This is a genomic window from Agromyces sp. CCNWLW213, assembly GCF_037199545.1.
In the GTDB taxonomy this organism is placed as follows: domain Bacteria; phylum Actinomycetota; class Actinomycetes; order Actinomycetales; family Microbacteriaceae; genus Agromyces.
This window is the reverse complement of record NZ_JBBBDX010000007.1, coordinates 130,760-146,034: the sequence shown is the minus strand read 5'-3', so window position 1 is coordinate 146,034 and position 15,275 is coordinate 130,760. Positions and strand designations below refer to the sequence as shown.

8 protein-coding genes are annotated in these 15,275 nt (G+C 74.4%); 4 read left to right on the top strand and 4 right to left on the bottom strand.

Features of this window, described 5'->3' with window-relative positions; translation table 11 throughout:
- Positions 1 to 146: 146 nt before the first annotated feature.
- Entirely contained in the window at positions 147 to 539 is a 393-nt protein-coding gene (locus WBQ80_RS13935; protein ID WP_336572962.1) for a DUF1844 domain-containing protein, read from the top strand.
- A 21-nt stretch (positions 540 to 560) separates the two neighbouring features.
- Here WBQ80_RS13935 and WBQ80_RS13930 read toward each other — a convergent pair whose 3' ends face one another.
- The 4 genes from WBQ80_RS13930 to WBQ80_RS13915 form a co-directional block, all read right to left on the bottom strand.
- Positions 561 to 1,337, bottom strand: a complete 777-nt coding sequence (locus WBQ80_RS13930) for a DNA-formamidopyrimidine glycosylase family protein (RefSeq protein ID WP_336572963.1) — start codon at positions 1,335 to 1,337, stop codon at positions 561 to 563.
- A 4-nt stretch (positions 1,338 to 1,341) separates the two neighbouring features.
- Positions 1,342 to 6,000: an Lhr family ATP-dependent helicase gene (locus WBQ80_RS13925; RefSeq protein WP_337282584.1), complete on the bottom strand. Its 4,659-nt coding sequence runs from the start codon at positions 5,998 to 6,000 to the stop codon at positions 1,342 to 1,344.
- Between the two features lie 45 nt (positions 6,001 to 6,045).
- A complete protein-coding gene (locus tag WBQ80_RS13920) occupies positions 6,046 to 7,500 on the bottom strand; it encodes a pyridoxal phosphate-dependent decarboxylase family protein (protein WP_336572965.1) in 1,455 nt (484 codons plus the stop codon).
- Positions 7,501 to 7,572: 72 nt separating this feature from the next.
- The gene (locus WBQ80_RS13915; protein ID WP_336572966.1) at positions 7,573 to 9,117 is read right to left on the bottom strand and encodes an alpha/beta hydrolase; all 1,545 of its coding nucleotides are present in this window, start codon (positions 9,115 to 9,117) and stop codon (positions 7,573 to 7,575) included.
- A gap of 248 nt (positions 9,118 to 9,365) precedes the next feature.
- On the opposite strand from WBQ80_RS13915, the gene WBQ80_RS13910 reads away from it, so the two are divergent.
- The 3 genes from WBQ80_RS13910 (at position 9,366) to WBQ80_RS13900 (ending at position 15,242) form a co-directional block, all read left to right on the top strand.
- Positions 9,366 to 11,261, top strand: coding sequence for an Hsp70 family protein (locus WBQ80_RS13910; protein WP_336572967.1), 1,896 nt, complete (start codon positions 9,366 to 9,368; stop codon positions 11,259 to 11,261).
- Positions 11,258 to 13,828, top strand: coding sequence for a LuxR C-terminal-related transcriptional regulator (locus WBQ80_RS13905; RefSeq protein ID WP_336572968.1), 2,571 nt, complete (start codon positions 11,258 to 11,260; stop codon positions 13,826 to 13,828). Before WBQ80_RS13910 ends, WBQ80_RS13905 begins: the two co-directional genes overlap by 4 nt.
- A 226-nt stretch (positions 13,829 to 14,054) precedes the next feature.
- Positions 14,055 to 15,242, top strand: coding sequence for an IniB N-terminal domain-containing protein (locus tag WBQ80_RS13900; protein ID WP_336572969.1), 1,188 nt, complete (start codon positions 14,055 to 14,057; stop codon positions 15,240 to 15,242).
- Positions 15,243 to 15,275 lie beyond the last annotated feature (33 nt).

Genomic DNA, 15,275 nt, shown 5'->3' with positions numbered 1-15,275 from the left:
CTTGCTACTCCCCCGCCGGAGCGGGGAAGCGGAGTGCGAACGACCCGGTAACCTTGATGAAGCGGTATGCGCGGGTGGGAGTCTCTCCACTTTCGTACCGGGGACTGACCCCGGAGCCCGCAGTAGTCTAGCAGAGGAATCCCCCGGTGAGCGACACTTCGCCCGAGCCCACGCGTGCGCCCGAGCACGCCCCCGCCGACGAGCACGTCGACGCCGTCGCCGACGCGACGCGCGACATCGCCGAGGTGCCCGCCGTCGAGGTCATCACGACCGCGGCCGTGCACCTCATGAGCGCGGCCGCGGTCAAGGTGGGCCTCGCCGACGACCCCGAGTCGCAGACCGACCTCGACGAGGCGCGCAAGCTCATCAACTCGCTCGCGGGCCTCATCACCGCCGGCGCGCCGGAGATCAGCGACATGCACGCCCGCTCGCTGCGCGACGGGCTGCGCTCGCTCCAGCTCGCGTTCCGCGAGGCCTCGACCATCCCCGATCCGATCGGCCAGGGCCCGGGCGAGAAGTGGACGGGGCCCGTCACCTGACCGGCTGATCCGCTCGGCCGGTCACGGCTGGCAGTGCGGGCACCAGTAGGTCTCGCGCAGCTCGACGTCGTTCCGGCCGAACCGGCCGTGCACGATCCGCGTGCCGCACCGCCGGCAGGGCTGGCCCTCGCGCCCGTAGACCCAGAGCCGGCGTCCCGGTCGGGTGTCGCCCGTCGTGGTGCGCTCGAGGCGATCCCTGTTGGCGAAGATCACCCGGCGCGCGAGGTCGATGGCCGGCGCCAGGTCGACCTCGCCGATCGACCGGTCGGGGCGGATGCCGCGGAGGAAGCACACCTCGTTGACGAGCACGTTGCCGAGCCCGGCGAGGTTGCGCTGGTCGGCGAGGGCGACCACGGCGGGCACCTCGGGCGCGGCCTCCAGTCGTCGGGCCGCCTCGGTCGCATCCCAGTCGGCTCCGAGCAGGTCGGGGCCGAGGTAGCCCATCCGGTCGGCCTCCTCGATCGCCGGGAACACCTCGACGAGCCCGAGGTCGAAGCCGATCGCCGTGGCGTCCGCCGTCTCGACGACCGCCCTGGCCCGATGCGCGGGGCGCGGCCACTTCTGGCCGGGACGCAGCACCCGCCACTCCCCCTCCATCTTCAGGTGGGTGTGCAGCACGGCGTCGCCGATGCGCATGAGGAGGTGCTTGCCGCGGCTCGCGACCGAATGGACGACCTCGCCGGCGAGGTCGACCGTGGCGAACGCGGGCACTCGGAGGTCGGTGCGCGTCACCACGCGCCCGGCCAGTGCGTCGTCGAGGCGCCTGGCGACGCGGAACACGGTGTCGCCCTCGGGCACCCGCTCAGCCCTTCGCCTCGAAGCGGAGGCCCTGCGGAGTCTCGCGGAAGCCCGCGGCGCGCAGCGGCGCGTCGAGCACCGAGCCGTGGACTCCCCCACCGTTGACCGACTCCACCCGGAACCGGGCGCCGCGGGCCCGCCGCAGCGCCTCGGCGAGCGCGGTCGCGCCCGCGGCGAGCGTTTCGTCGTCGTCGGTGAAGACGAGGGCGGTGCGCCCGCCGCGTTCGAGGTAGAACACCGCCTCGCCGTCGACGATCGCGACGAGCGCTCCGCCCTTGCGTGCGGGGCGGTGCGTGAGCTCGGCGGTGGGCTCGGGCCAGTCGAGGGCGGCGCCGAAGGGGTTGGCGGGATCGGTCGCGGCGAGCACGACGGCGCCGCCGGTCGGCGCCTGCCGGAGCCGGTCGACGGCCGCGCTCGTCGCGAACTGCGCCCCGCCCTGCCCGTCGATGAAGTAGCCGCGGCGCACGCGACCCGTCTCCTCGAAGCCCGCGAGCGTGCGGTATGCGAGCGCGAATCCGCCGAGCACGTCTTCGGCGACGACCGACCCGCGCGTCACGATGCCGTATCGCTCGAGCAGCGTCTCGCCGAGCGCGTGCGCCCGCGGGGTGGCGGCGTCGCTCGGGATCGGCAGCACCGACCAGCGGCCCGCTGCACGGGGCGGGGCGGACCGCGGCGTACGGGCGCCCTCGGCGGCCGCCGCCGCCGACACCAGGGCGCGCCGCGAGAGCGAGCGTCCGCGGAGCCTCGCGCGCGGTGCGGCGGCCTTCGTCTTGTGCGCTCCGCCGCCGGTGAGCAGGCCGCGCACCGGGGCGAAGGTGTCGTTGGTGACGAGACCGGCCCAGACCAGTCGCCAGAGGGCGTCGAGCACGGCGGCGTCGTCGGTGCCGCCGACCGCGTCGACGAGCTGGCGGAAGAAGTAGGCGCCGCCCCCGCCGAGCACGGCGAGCAACTCGGTCTCGAGCGCGTCGAGCGGCTGGTCGACGGGTGCCGGCATGGTCAGCTTCGCGGTGTCGGCCAGGTGCAGGCTGATCCATCCGTCGTCGCCGGAGAGCGACCCCTGGCCGGCCCAGAGCACCTCGCCGCTCGCGGTGAGCTCGTCGAGCATGTCGGGTCGGTAGTCGCCGACGCGCGCCGGCAGCACGAAGGTCTCCCACGCCGACGCGGGGATCCGCACGCCCTCGAGCTGCTCGATGACGGCCGCGACGCCGTCGACGCCCCGGAGGCGCCCGCCGACGTGCTGCCAGTCGGGGAGGAACCGCGCGAACTCGCGCGGTGCGACGGGCTCGACCTCCTCGCGGAGCGCGGCGAGCGAACGACGACGCAGCCGGCGCAGCACCTCGGCGTCGCACCACTCGGTGCCCGAGCCGTGCGGCAGGAATGCGCCCTCGACGACGCGCCGGTCGCCGGCGAGGCGCGCGAGGGCCGCGTGCGCGACCGCCACGCCGATGCCGAACCGCTCGGCGACCGCCTGCGTCGTGAACGGTCCGTGCGTGCGCGCGTATCGGCTCACGAGGTCGCCGAGCGGGTCGCGCACCGCCTCGCCGAAGGCCTCCGGAAGCCCCGGGGGGATCGGGACGCCGAGCGCGTCGCGCAGGCGGCTGAGGTCTTCGACCGCGACGATCCAGTCGCCGCCGCCGAACCGGACGTGTGCGGCACGGCGGGCGGCGACGAGCGCGTCGACGGAGCCTGCGGCATCGGTCTCGTCGTCGACGCGCCCGGCGATCTCGGCGGGGGTGATCGGCCCGAGCTCGCGGAGCAGGTCGGCCACGCCCTCGTCGCCCTTGGCGAGCCGGTCGGGATGCCGGCGCTGCAGCATCCGCTCGGTCTCCTCGACCACCGCGGGGTCGAGGAGCTCGCGCAACTCGACCGTGCCGAGGAGCTCGGCGAGCAGGCCCGGGTCGAGCGAGAGCGCAGCGGCGCGACGCTCGGCGAGGGGCGCGTCGCCCTCGTACATGAAGGCGCCCACGTAGCCGAACAGGAGGCTCGCGGCGAACGGGCTCGCGGTCTCGGTCGCGACGTCGACGAAGCGGATGCGACGGGCACGGATGCGCTCGGCGATCGCCGTGAGCGCGGGCAGGTCGTAGACGTCCTGCAGGCACTCGCGCACGGCCTCGAGCACGATCGGGAAGTCGGGGAAGTCGCGTGCGACCTCGAGCAGCTGCGATGCCTTCTGCCGCTGCTGCCAGAGCGGAGACCGCTTGCCCGGATTCTGGCGCGGCAGCAGGAGCGCCCGGGCAGCGCACTCGCGGAAGCGCGAGGCGAACAGCGCCGAATCGCCGACGCGCTCGGTGGCCAGCTGCGCGAGCTCGGCCGGGTCGAACTCGAACAGCTCGCTGCCGGGCGGCTCGTCGGCGGTGTCGGGCAGGCGCAGCACGATCCCGTCGTCGCTCGCGACGGCGTGGGACTCGAGCCCGAACCGCTCCTGGACTCGTGCGTCGACCGCGAGCGCCCACGGTGCGTGCACGCGCATGCCGTACGGCGAGTGGAGCACGATGCGCCAGTCGCCGAGCTCGTCGCGGAAGCGCTCGACGACGAGGTTCTGGTCGTCGGGCACCACGCGCGTGGCCTCGCCCTGATCGGCGATGAACCGCACGAGGTTGGCGCCCGCGCGCGCGTCGAGCCCCGCGGCGGAGCAGCGTTCGAGCGCCGCCGCGGGGTCGGCGCCTGCGAGCTCGCCGATGAACCCGCCGATGGCCTCGCCGAGCTCGGCGGGGCGCCCGATGCCGTCGCCCTTCCAGAACGGCAGCCGGCCGGGCTCGCCGAACGCCGGGGAGACGAGCACCCGGTCGTGCGTGATCTCCTGGATGCGCCAGCTCGTCGCGCCGAGCGCGAACACGTCGCCGACTCGCGACTCGTACACCATCTCTTCGTCGAGCTCGCCCACGCGGCGCCCGGGGCCGGCGTCGCCGATCATGAACACCCCGAAGAGCCCGCGGTCGGGGATGGTGCCGCCGGAGGTGACCGCGAGGCGCTGCGCCCCGCGCCGGCCGGTGATGGTGCCGGCGTCGCGGTCCCAGACGATCCGCGGACGGAGCTCGCCGAACCGGTCGGACGGGTAGCGACCGGCGAGCAGGTCGAGCGTGGCGTCGAAGACGGAGCGCGGGAGCGCGTGGAACGGGGCGGCACGGCGGACCACGTCGAACCAGTGCTCGACCTCCCATTCGTCGACCGCGACGGCGGCGACGGTCTGCTGCGCGAGCACGTCGAGCGGGTTCGCGGGGATGCGGAGCGGCTCGATGCCGCCCGCCACCATGCGCTCGGCGACGACCGCGGAGTGCAGCAGGTCGGCTCGATGCTTCGGGAACATCAGCCCCTTGGAGACCTCGCCCACCTGGTGTCCGGCACGCCCGATGCGCTGCAGGCCGCTCGCCACCGAGGGCGGCGACTCGACCTGCATGACGAGGTCGACCGCGCCCATGTCGATGCCGAGCTCGAGGCTCGACGTCGCGACCACGCACTTGAGGCGACCGCCCTTGAGGTCGGCCTCGACGAGGGCGCGCTCCTCCTTGCTGACCGAACCGTGGTGGGACCGTGCGATGAGCGGCTCGGCGCCGGCGGTGAGCCCCGAGGCGCCCGGCAGGTCGGCCGGTGGTCGCCGCACGCCCGCGGGCGGCGGCGAGGCGGCGGTCGCCCCGGCGACCGGCTCCCGCCCCGCCGGGACCGCGGAACCCGCCGGGACGGAGGCCACGGGGACCGCCGCCTCGAGCGGACCGTCGGAGGCCTCGCCCTCGGGCGGGGCGTTGCGTTCGGCCCACAGCTCGTTGAGCCGGGCCGTGAGGCGCTCGGCGAGCCGCCGGGAGTTCGCGAAGACGATCGTCGAACGGTGCGCGAGCACCTCGTCGAGGATGGCCTCCTCGACGTGCGGCCACACGGAGCCGCCCTGGTCGCCGGAGAGGTCGGCCAGGTCGTCGACGGGAACCGTCACGCGAAGGTCGAAGCGCTTGCCCGAGGGCGGGGCGACGATCGAGACCGGACGCGTGCCCGACAGGAACCGCGCCACCTCGTCGTGCGGTCGCACGGTGGCCGACAGGCCGATGCGCTGCACCGGGGCGGCGACGATCTCGTCGAGCCGCTCGAGCGAGAGCGCGAGGTGGGCGCCGCGCTTGCTGCCCGCGAGCGCGTGGATCTCGTCGACGATGACCGTCTCGACCCCGGCGAGCGTCTCGCGGGCCTGCGAGGTGAGCATGAGGAACAGCGACTCGGGCGTCGTGATGAGGATGTCGGGCGGACGCTTCACGAGCGCGCGGCGGTCGGCGGGCGACGTGTCGCCCGACCGCACGCCCACGGTGACCTCGGGCACCTCGACGCCCATCGCCGCGGCCGTGCGCGCGACGCCCACGAGCGGAGCGCGCAGGTTGCGCTCGACGTCGACGCCGAGGGCCTTGAGGGGTGACACGTAGACCACGCTGGTGCCCCGCCGCGCGGCGTCCGTCACCTCGCCGGTCGCCGCGTCGACGGCCGGGAGGGGCGCGTGGTGCAGCCGGTCGATCGCCGAGAGGAACGCCGCGAGCGTCTTGCCCGACCCGGTCGGCGCCACCACGAGGGCGTGCTCGCCGCGCGCGATCGCGCGCCACGCCGCGTCTTGCACGGTCGTGGGCTCGCGGAAGGACTCGGTGAACCACGCCCGCGTCGCAGGCGCGAACTCGTCGAGGGCGCCGGTCATCCCCCCATTCAAGCGGATGCCACCGACACCGTCGCCGGGTTGCGCTCAGCTGCCCGCGCGCACCTCGGCGAGCGCGCGCTCGACGGCGGCGATCGTGCGGCGGGCCTGCGCGGCATCCGTGCCCCAGTTGCTCACCGAGAAGCGCACGACCGCCCGATCCCGCCAGCGGGAGGTCATCGCGAGGACCTCGCCGTCGGCGAAGAGGCGTGCGCTCAGGGCCTGCGTCGCCGCGTCGTCCTCGAGGGCGATGCACACCTGCGTGAAGACCACCTCGTTGAGCACGGTGACGCCGGGGAGCCGGGCCACGCCCTCGGCGATGAGGCGGGCGGAACCGGCGAGGCGGTCGATGAGCTCGGCGACGCCGGCCCGCCCCAGGTGACGGAGGACCGCCCACGTCGGCACGCCGCGGGCGCGCCGCGACAGCTCGGCGACCTTCTCGTGGGGGTCGGCCCCCACCGCGGTCGCCTGCAGGTAGCTCGCGTGCATGGTCAGCGCGTGCCGCATCGCGGCGCCGTCGCGCACGATGGCGATGCCGCAGTCGTAGGGCACGTTGAGGGTCTTGTGCGCATCGGTCGACCACGAGTCCGCGTCGGCCAGCCCCTCGGCGAGGTGGCGCAGGCGGGGGGATGCCGCCGCCCACAGCCCGAACGCGCCGTCGACGTGCACCCACGCGCCCGCCTCGTGCGCGATGCGCGACGCCTCGGCGAACGCGTCGAACGCGCCGGAGTGGATGTTGCCCGCCTGCAGGCAGACGACGGCCGGCCCCTCGCCCGAGGCGAGGAGCTCGCGCAGCGCCTCCGGACGGATGCGCCCCTGGTCGTCGGACGCCGCCTCGACCGGGGTGCCCAACCCGAGGTACCTCCCGGCGAGGTCGATCGTGCCGTGGCGTTCCGCGCCCACCACGAACCGGACCCGCGGTCCGCCGGCCAGGCCGTCGCGCGCGACATCCCACCCGGCGCGGCGGAGCACCTCGTCGCGCGCGGCCGCGAGGCACGCGAACTGGGCGGTCGTCGCCCCGGTCGCGAAGCCGACCTCGCTCTCAGGGGGCAGCCCCAGCAGGTCGAGGACCCAGGCCCCCGCGATCTCCTCGACGGCGGCGGTGCCGGGCGTGACGTTCCGGAGCCCGTTGTTCTGGTCCCACGTCGAGACCAGCCAGTCCGCCGCGAGCGCCACGGGCTGCGTGCCGCCGATGACCCAGCCGAAGAACCTCGGCGATCCCATGGCCATGAGCCCGGGTTCCACGCCGTCGGCCAGCCGCTCGATCACCGCCTCGGCGGATTCCCCGCGCTCGGGCAGCTCGCGGCCGAGCGCATCGCCGACCTCGTCGACGTTCGCGCGGGGCGGGATCGCGCGCTCCGGCAGGCCCTCGAGCCAGTCGGCGGCGCGGCGATGCGCGAGGGCGAGCAGTTCCTCGTCGTACGGCTGGTGCGCCGGCGGGGCGTGCCCCGCTCCGGTTCGCGGGCGGGCGGACGCGGGGGCCTCGTCGAGTCGGTCGGGCATCATTCACCTGGATTCCGCGCGGATCGCGCACCCCGATCATGCTCCCGGTCCCGAACCGGAGTCAACGTCGGCTCACGCGGCCGGGCAGGTGACGTCGGCGGGCGGGACGACGCCGTCGACGAGGTACTGCTCCACCGCGGCATCCACGCACGCATCGCCCTTGTTGAAGGCCGTGTGGCCCTGGCCGGTGCGCGTCACGAGCACGCCGCTCTCGAGCTGCGACGCGACCGCGACCGCCCAGGCGTGCGGCGTGGACGGATCGCCCGTGGTGCCGAGCACGAGGATGGGCGCCGCGCCGGGCGCGGCGATCGCGACCCGCTCGAGCTCGGACCGGAACGGCCACGACAGGCACGACACGTCGCCGAACGAGAAGTAGACCCCGATGTGCGGCGCCGCCGCGCTGAGGCCCCGCGCCTCCTCCTTCATGACCTCGACGTTGTTCTGCGCCGCGTGGTCGAGGCAGTTCACCGCGCGGATCGCCTCGGGGAGGTTGCCCGAGTACTCGCCCTCGGGGGTCCGCCCGTAGTAGCCGTCGACCACCGTCAGGGCGAACTCCGCCTGCCCGGCGAGCACGGTCGTGAAGACGGTGTCGAGCGCCGGCCAGGTGTCCTCCCGGTAGAGCGGCGCGGCGATCGCGAGGAGCAGCGTGTCGACGCCGAGGACCCGCCCGTCGGTCGACGGGATCGGGTTCTTGGCGACGGCGTCGAGGATCTCGCGCACGACGGGCAGCGCCTGATCCGCCGTTCCCTCGAACGGGCAGGTCGCCGCGGGGATGCATGCGGCGAGGTAGGTCCGCAGGGCGTTCTCGAACCCCGTCGCCTGGGCGAGCGTGATCGCGGCGCGGTCGAGCGACGGATCGATCGGGCCGTCGAGCACGAGCCGACCCACCTTGGCGGGGAACAGGCCGGCGTAGACCGTGCCGAGGTAGGCGCCGTACGAGTAGCCGAGGTAGGCGAGCTGCTCCTCCCCGAGCGCCGCGCGGAGCATGTCGAGGTCGCGCGCGACGCTCTGCGTGTCGACGTTCGCGAGGAGGTCGCCCGTGTTGCGCAGGCACGCCTGGCCGAAGCGGTGCGTGAGCTCGTTCTGCGACGTGAGCCAGTCGGTGGTCCCCCGCACCCCGTGCGCCGGCGCGTACAGGAACTGGTCGAGCTCCTTCGCGGAGAGGCAGTCGACCGCCGTCGATCGACCGACGCCGCGCGGGTCGAACCCGATCACGTCGTAGCGGTCCTGGAGGGCGTCCGTCACGGCGGTGTCGAGCGCGGTGGCGACGGCGTCGTACCCCGAGACGCCGGGTCCGCCGGGGTTCACCAGCAGCGACCCGATGCGATCGCCGCGCGCGGGCTGCCGGATGAGCGCGAGTTCGATCTCGCCCGCCGCGGGCGCATCCCAGTCGAGCGGCGCGATGGCGGTCGCGCACTCGAACTCGCCGCACTGCTCCCAGCGGAGCACCTGGCCGTAGAAGGGCTCGAGCGCCGCATCCACCTTCTCGCCGGTGGGCTTCGACTCGTCCACGACCGGGAAGAACGTCGAGAGGCCGCAGCCGGTTCCGGTCACGGCGATGCCGACGGCTGCCGCGACGGCAGCCGCGAGCACGACCCCCCGCGGTGCCCGACCCATGGCGCCCTAGTATCCATCCAACGGCCGGTCCCGAATGACCCCCCTTCTGGGGGTATGTCCGCGGGCGCCGCGTGTCCCCCGACCCGATCCGCGTCAGGACGCGGATCGTACGCGCTGCATGCAGAGTTGTCCCCCGAATCGGGGATGCGCACCGGGTTGCCGCGGTCCGGCACCCGGAGGACAATCAGGCGGGTCGCGGCACGGACTCGAACGGCTTCCGCCGGTGCCGCGCAGGGGGGTAAGAGTCGGTGAACTCGTACGCGCTCGGAATCGATATCGGAACGACCTACACCGCCGCCGCGATCACCCGGCGGGACGCCGGTGGTGCCCTCGTCAGCGCTCCGCTGGAGCTCGGCAGCCGCAAGGCCGCGATGCCCACCGTGGTCTACCTCGGCGACGACGGCGCCGTCGTCGTGGGCGAGCCTGCGGAACGCCGGGCGATCGACGCGCCCGACCGCGTCATCCGCGGCTTCAAGCGACGCATCGGCGACGAGACGCCGCTCATCGTCGGCGACCTCGTCGTCGCACCCGAGGACCTGTTCGCGCTGCTGGCCCGATGGGTCGTGGAGCGCGCGGCGGAGCAGGAGGGCGCACCGCCGGCATCCGTCACGCTCTCGCACCCGGCAGCCTGGGGCAGCCACCGCGTCGAATCGATCCGGAGCGCCCTCGACGCCGTCGACCTCGGCGACGCCGAGCTCGTCAGCGAGCCCGAGGCGGCCGGACTGAAGTACCTCTCGGAGCACCACCTCGACGACGGCGGAGTCGTCGCGGTCTACGACCTCGGGGGCGGCACCTTCGACGTCGCGCTCCTGCGGCTCGAGGACGGCCGGGGCCTGCGCCTGGTCGGCACGCCGCGGGGCATCGACCGCCTGGGCGGGTCCGACTTCGACCAGGCCGTCTTCGACCACGTGCTCGGCTCCGCCGGCGATGCGATCGGCGACCTCGAGGAGGGCACCGGTGAGACGACGGTCGCCCTCGCGCGGCTGCGGCGCGAATGCACCGAGGCGAAGGAGGCGCTCTCCTTCGACGCGGAGACCGCCGTGCCGGTGCTGCTGCCCAGCGGGCATGCGCGCGTGCGGCTGGTCCGGTCGGAGTTCGAGCAGATGATCGACGCCGACCTGCGGCGAACGGTCGACACCCTGCGCGAGGCCATCGCCGCGGCCGGCCTCGACGCCGACGACCTGGCGACGGTCCTGCTCATCGGGGGATCCTCGCGCATCCCCGCCGTCACCCAGCTGATCTCGTCCGAACTCGGCGTCCCGGTCTCGATCGACGCGGACCCCAAGGCCTCGATCAGCCAGGGCGCGGCGCTCGCCGCCGCCGGCCGACTGGAACCGGTCCTCGCGCCCGCCGCCGAGATCGTCGAGCCCACGGGCGACGACGATGCGGAACCGGCCTCGGCCGACGGACGCGGTGCCGCCCTTCCGGCGTGGCTGCGTCGGGACGGCGGTGCGCCGCGGCTCTCGATGGGTCTGCGGACCACCCTGCTCGCGGGCGCGGCAGCCGCCCTGCTCGGCGTGCTCGTGCCGATCACGCCGCTCGGCGCCGGCGGTGGCCAGGGCGATCCGACCGGCGGTGCTGCCGAGCTCGACGAGGCGGGTGCAGCGACGGCCGCGGGAAGATACGTCACCGGTGGCGGCGCTGCCGGCGACGAGTCCGCCGCACCCCGTCCGGCCCCGACCGACGATCCGCTCACCCGAGCGGACGAGTCGAAGCTCGAGGCGTCGCCGGGCCCGCTGAAGCCCGGGAAGACCACGGCGTCGACCGCGGATCAGGCCTCGCCCTCGTCGAGTTCCTCCTCCGGATCCTCGGGGCGCGACGACTCGTCGTCGGCCTCGGGCCCGGGAACGGACGGCACGACGGAGCCGGTGACCGATCCTGCCCCGAGCCCGACCCCCGACCCGGATCCCTCGCCTTCGCCCTCGCCCGAGCCGGTGCCCGACCCGACCCCCGACCCGGTGCCCGAGCCCGAGCCGGAGCCCGTCCCGGATCCGCAGCCCGAGCCGGAGCCCGAGCCCGAGCCCGAGCCCGCTCCGGATCCGGCGCCCGAGCCCGCGCCCGAACCTGCGCCCGAGCCGGCGCCCGAGCCGACCGTCGCAGCGGAGCCGACCTCCGAACCGACGGAGCCCGCGCCGGCCCCATGACCCCGCCAGCACGAGCGAACGACGACCTCCACCCGGCCCACGTCGCCGGGTGGACCGACGCGTCGGCCCTGGTTCGGCTCATCTTGGGCGGCGACGACCGCGTGATCGCCGGCGTGACCGGTCCGGGCGGATCCGGGAAGTCGACGCTGCTCGGGCGCATCGCCGCCGAGCTGGACGCCGGCGGGGCGCGTGTCGTCCACGGACTCGACGCGGCTCATCCGCCCGTCGCACAGGCCGCCTCCGGCCCCGTGGTCGTGCTGGTCGACGACGGCGAGCAGCTCGCCGCTGGCGAGGTCCCGCTCCTCGAGCGCGTCCTCGGTGACGACCTCGCCCATCTCGTCGTGGCGTTCCGTCCCGTTCCCGCCGCCGCGGCCACCGAGGTGCTCGACCAGGCCGGTCGCCGGCATGCGATCGTGCTGCATCCGCTCTCGGTCGCCGAGGTCGGCGAGCGTGCGGACCTGCTGCTCGGGCACGCCGTGGATCCGGGCACGGCCCAGCGGATCCTCGAGCTGACCGGCGGCAATGCCCGTCTCGTGGACCTCATCCTCGTCGCGGTCCGCGACGACGCGTGGGATCCGGAGCCCCCAGGTCCGCCGCCGCCCTCCGTGCTCGCGCACGTGGCCGAGGAGCTCGACGGACTCGACCGGACGACCCGCCGATTCGTGCTCGCCCTGGCCGTCGGCTTCTCGGCGTCCGGACCCGCCCTCGCCACCGCGCCCCGCTTCTCGGGCGCCGACACGCTCGCGCTCATGCAGGCCGCCAGGGCATCCGGTCTCGTGGGCGCCGACGGCCGGCTCGCGCCCCTCGTGCGGACGGCGGTCCTGAGCACCGCGCTCCCCGACGAGGCGTGGTCCCTGCGCCGGGAGCTCGTCGACGCCCTCGAGTCCGCCGGGATGCCGCTCGACGAGGTGGCCCTCTCGCTCGCCGACCAGGGGTTCCGCGATCACCGCATCGCCTCCGCGCTCGAGCGGGCGGGTGACGAGCTGCTCGCCGTCGACGCCGTCCGGGCCGCGCGACGCTACGCCGCCGCCGTCGCGGTGGGTGCCGACCCCGCCGCCCTCGAGGCTCGCCGGGCCCATGCCGCCTGGGGCTCCGGCGACATCCGCGCCGCCGAACGCCTGGTCGATCGGCTCCTGGACCGGCCGGAAGCCGCCGACGTCCGCCGGGGCGTGACGGTCGCGGCCGCGGTCTGGGCGCGCCAGGGACTGCTTCGCCGCAGCGCCGAGGCGTACGAGCGCCTCGCCGGCGAGGAGTGCGCGCTGACGCCGCTGGCGGTGCTGAGCCTCGCCGCGACGGGCGAGCTCGACCGCGCGACCGCCCTTCGCGCCGACGGCGACCGCGTCGCCTACCCGACGTCGTCGCACCTGGCCGTCGAGCTCATGGCCGAGGGTCTGCTCCAGGTCATCGAGGGCGAGCCCGATCGGGCGCTCGCCTCGCTGCTCAATTCGTCGAGCCTGCTGTCGGAGGCCGGAACCGCCACGCCCCTGCCGGAGGTGCCGGCGGTGCTCGCGGCCCAGGTGGCGCTCGCGGTGGGCGAATCCCGCATCGCCGACGAGGTGCTCGCGGCGGCCATCGAGGCCGGACAGGGCGGCCCCGCGTTCTCGGTGCGCCTGCAGCTCACCCGCGGCCTCGTCGCGCTCCGCGCCGACCGGCCTCTGCACGCCCGCGCGCACCTCGCGGCCGCGACCTCCGAGGCCGCGGCGCGACCACCCGGCCGTCGCGACGAGTTGCTCGCGGGCGCCCTCACGGTCGGGCTCGCGCGCCACCAGGGCGAGATCCCGGGGCTGTTCCGGGCGTGGGGCGCGGCGCGGCACGTCGTCGCGGGGATGCGGCTGGACCTCACCGACCTCCCGGCCCTCGGCGAACTCGCGGTCGCGGCCGCTCGCCTCGGCGAGATGCACGTCGTCGCTCCGCGACTCGGCGAGGCGTGGGAGCTGCTCGAGCGGGTCGGGAACCCCGCGCCGCTGACGGCGGCGCTGCACTGGACCGAGATCGAGTCGGGACTGCTGCGCAACGACGACGACGCGGTGCGCCGGCACGCGGACGCCCTCGACGCCCGCGACGGCGACCGCACGGCGCAGCTGCTCGCGCGAGCCGGGCGCACGTGGGCCTCGGCGCTCGCGGGACGGGTGGACGTGGAGTCCGTCGAGCGAGCGGCGCACGACCTGGCCGCCGCCGGGTACCCGTGGGACGCCGCGCGGCTCGCGGGGCACGCCGCCGGACGCGCCGCCGAGCACCAGGATTCGCTGCGCCTGCTCGCGCTGGCGCGGAGCCTGCACCCCGACGAGTCGCAGCCGGTCGGCGCGGGACCGGCGCCCGAGCGGGAGCCCGCGGCGGCGACCACTTCCGGCGACCGCGACGACGGGATCCTCAGCGCGCGGGAGCGCGAGGTGGCGCGCCTCGTCATCGAGGGCAGGACCTACGCCGAGATCGGCCAGGCGATCTTCATCTCGCCTCGGACGGCCGAGCACCACATCGCACGCATCCGGCGCCGCCTCGGCGCGACGACGCGATCCGACCTCATCGCGAAGCTGCGCGCCGCCCTGGGCGACGAGGGAGCGGCGTGACCGCGCGACGTCGGGGGCCCGATCGCGGGTCGGACCCCGTCGTGCGGGCGCTCCCCCGCCCCGATCCCCTAACGCACCCCCTCCCCCCACCCCGAGTCCCCCACGGGAGTTCGGCGAAGAGGGGGCTCGCCCCCGATGCCGGCGGACCCGCTCGAGGACGAAGCTGACTTCCGGGGGGCCGGCGTGAGGTCGGTCATCGCCATCTCAACGTATGGAGGAGACGATCATGTCGAACATCACGACGGCGCTGCTGGACTTCCTCATGGGTCTGCTGCGCAACCCGGAGGCGAGCGCCGAGTTCGAGGCCGACCCGGACACCGCGCTCACCAACGCCGGCCTGAACGGCATCTGCGCGGCTGACGTCGACGCGGTCCTGCCGGTCGCGCTGGACTTCTCGCCGGTCGGGAACCGCGAGTACAACACCGGCGGCAACAGCATCGACAGCAGCGCCTCCGGCGGCGCCTGGGGCGGCGGCGGCGGCGGCAGCTGGGGCGGCGGCGGTGGCGGACACCACGGCGGCGGCGGACACCACGGCGGCGGTGGCGGACACCACGGCGGCGGCGGCGGACACCATCACGGCGACGGCGACTACGAGGCGGCCGTGCAGAAGATCATGAACGTCGTGCACAACTACTCGTACATCGACGACCGCGACGTCGTGAACGACCAGTCGGTCAACACGAACATCTGGGCGAACGACAGCATCGTCGGCGTGTCCAACGACGTCGAGAACAACGTCACGACGGCCTCGGGCGACGGCGCGGTCGCGGCGAGCACGGGCGCCGTGGTCGACGCGTACAACACCGACATCGACGTCGACATCGAGGACTCCTTCAACGAGGAGACCGAGATCGAGATCGAGGACTCGTTCAACGAGGACAACTCGACGAACACGACGAACATCGCGGTCGACTCGTTCAACACCGACAACTCGACCGAGGTGGACATCGAGGACTCCTTCAACGAGGAGCACGAGCTCGAGGTGGACATCGAGGACTCCTTCAACGAGGACTCCTACAACGACGAGACCGAGATCGACGTCGAGATCGAGGACTCGTTCAACGAGGACAACTCGGTCGACAACTCGGTCGAGACGGACGTCGACGTCGACATCGAGGACTCGTTCCAGGTGAACGACAACAACGTCGAGCAGGGCGGCGGCGACCTCAACGACGATGCCTACAACGGCGCCAACGTCGAGCAGGGCGGCGGCGACCTCATCGAGGACTCGTTCGAGGACGCCAACGTCGAGCAGGGCGGCGGCGACCTCAACGACACCGAGATCGATGTCGAGGTCGAGGAGTCGTTCAACGAGGAGGTCGAGGTCGAGGACTCGTTCAACGACAACAACCTCGAGGGCGGCCCGGGCGACCTCACCGATGTCGATGTCGAGGTCGAGGACGTCGCACTGTGACGACGACCTGACACGCCGATTCGGCCCGGTGCG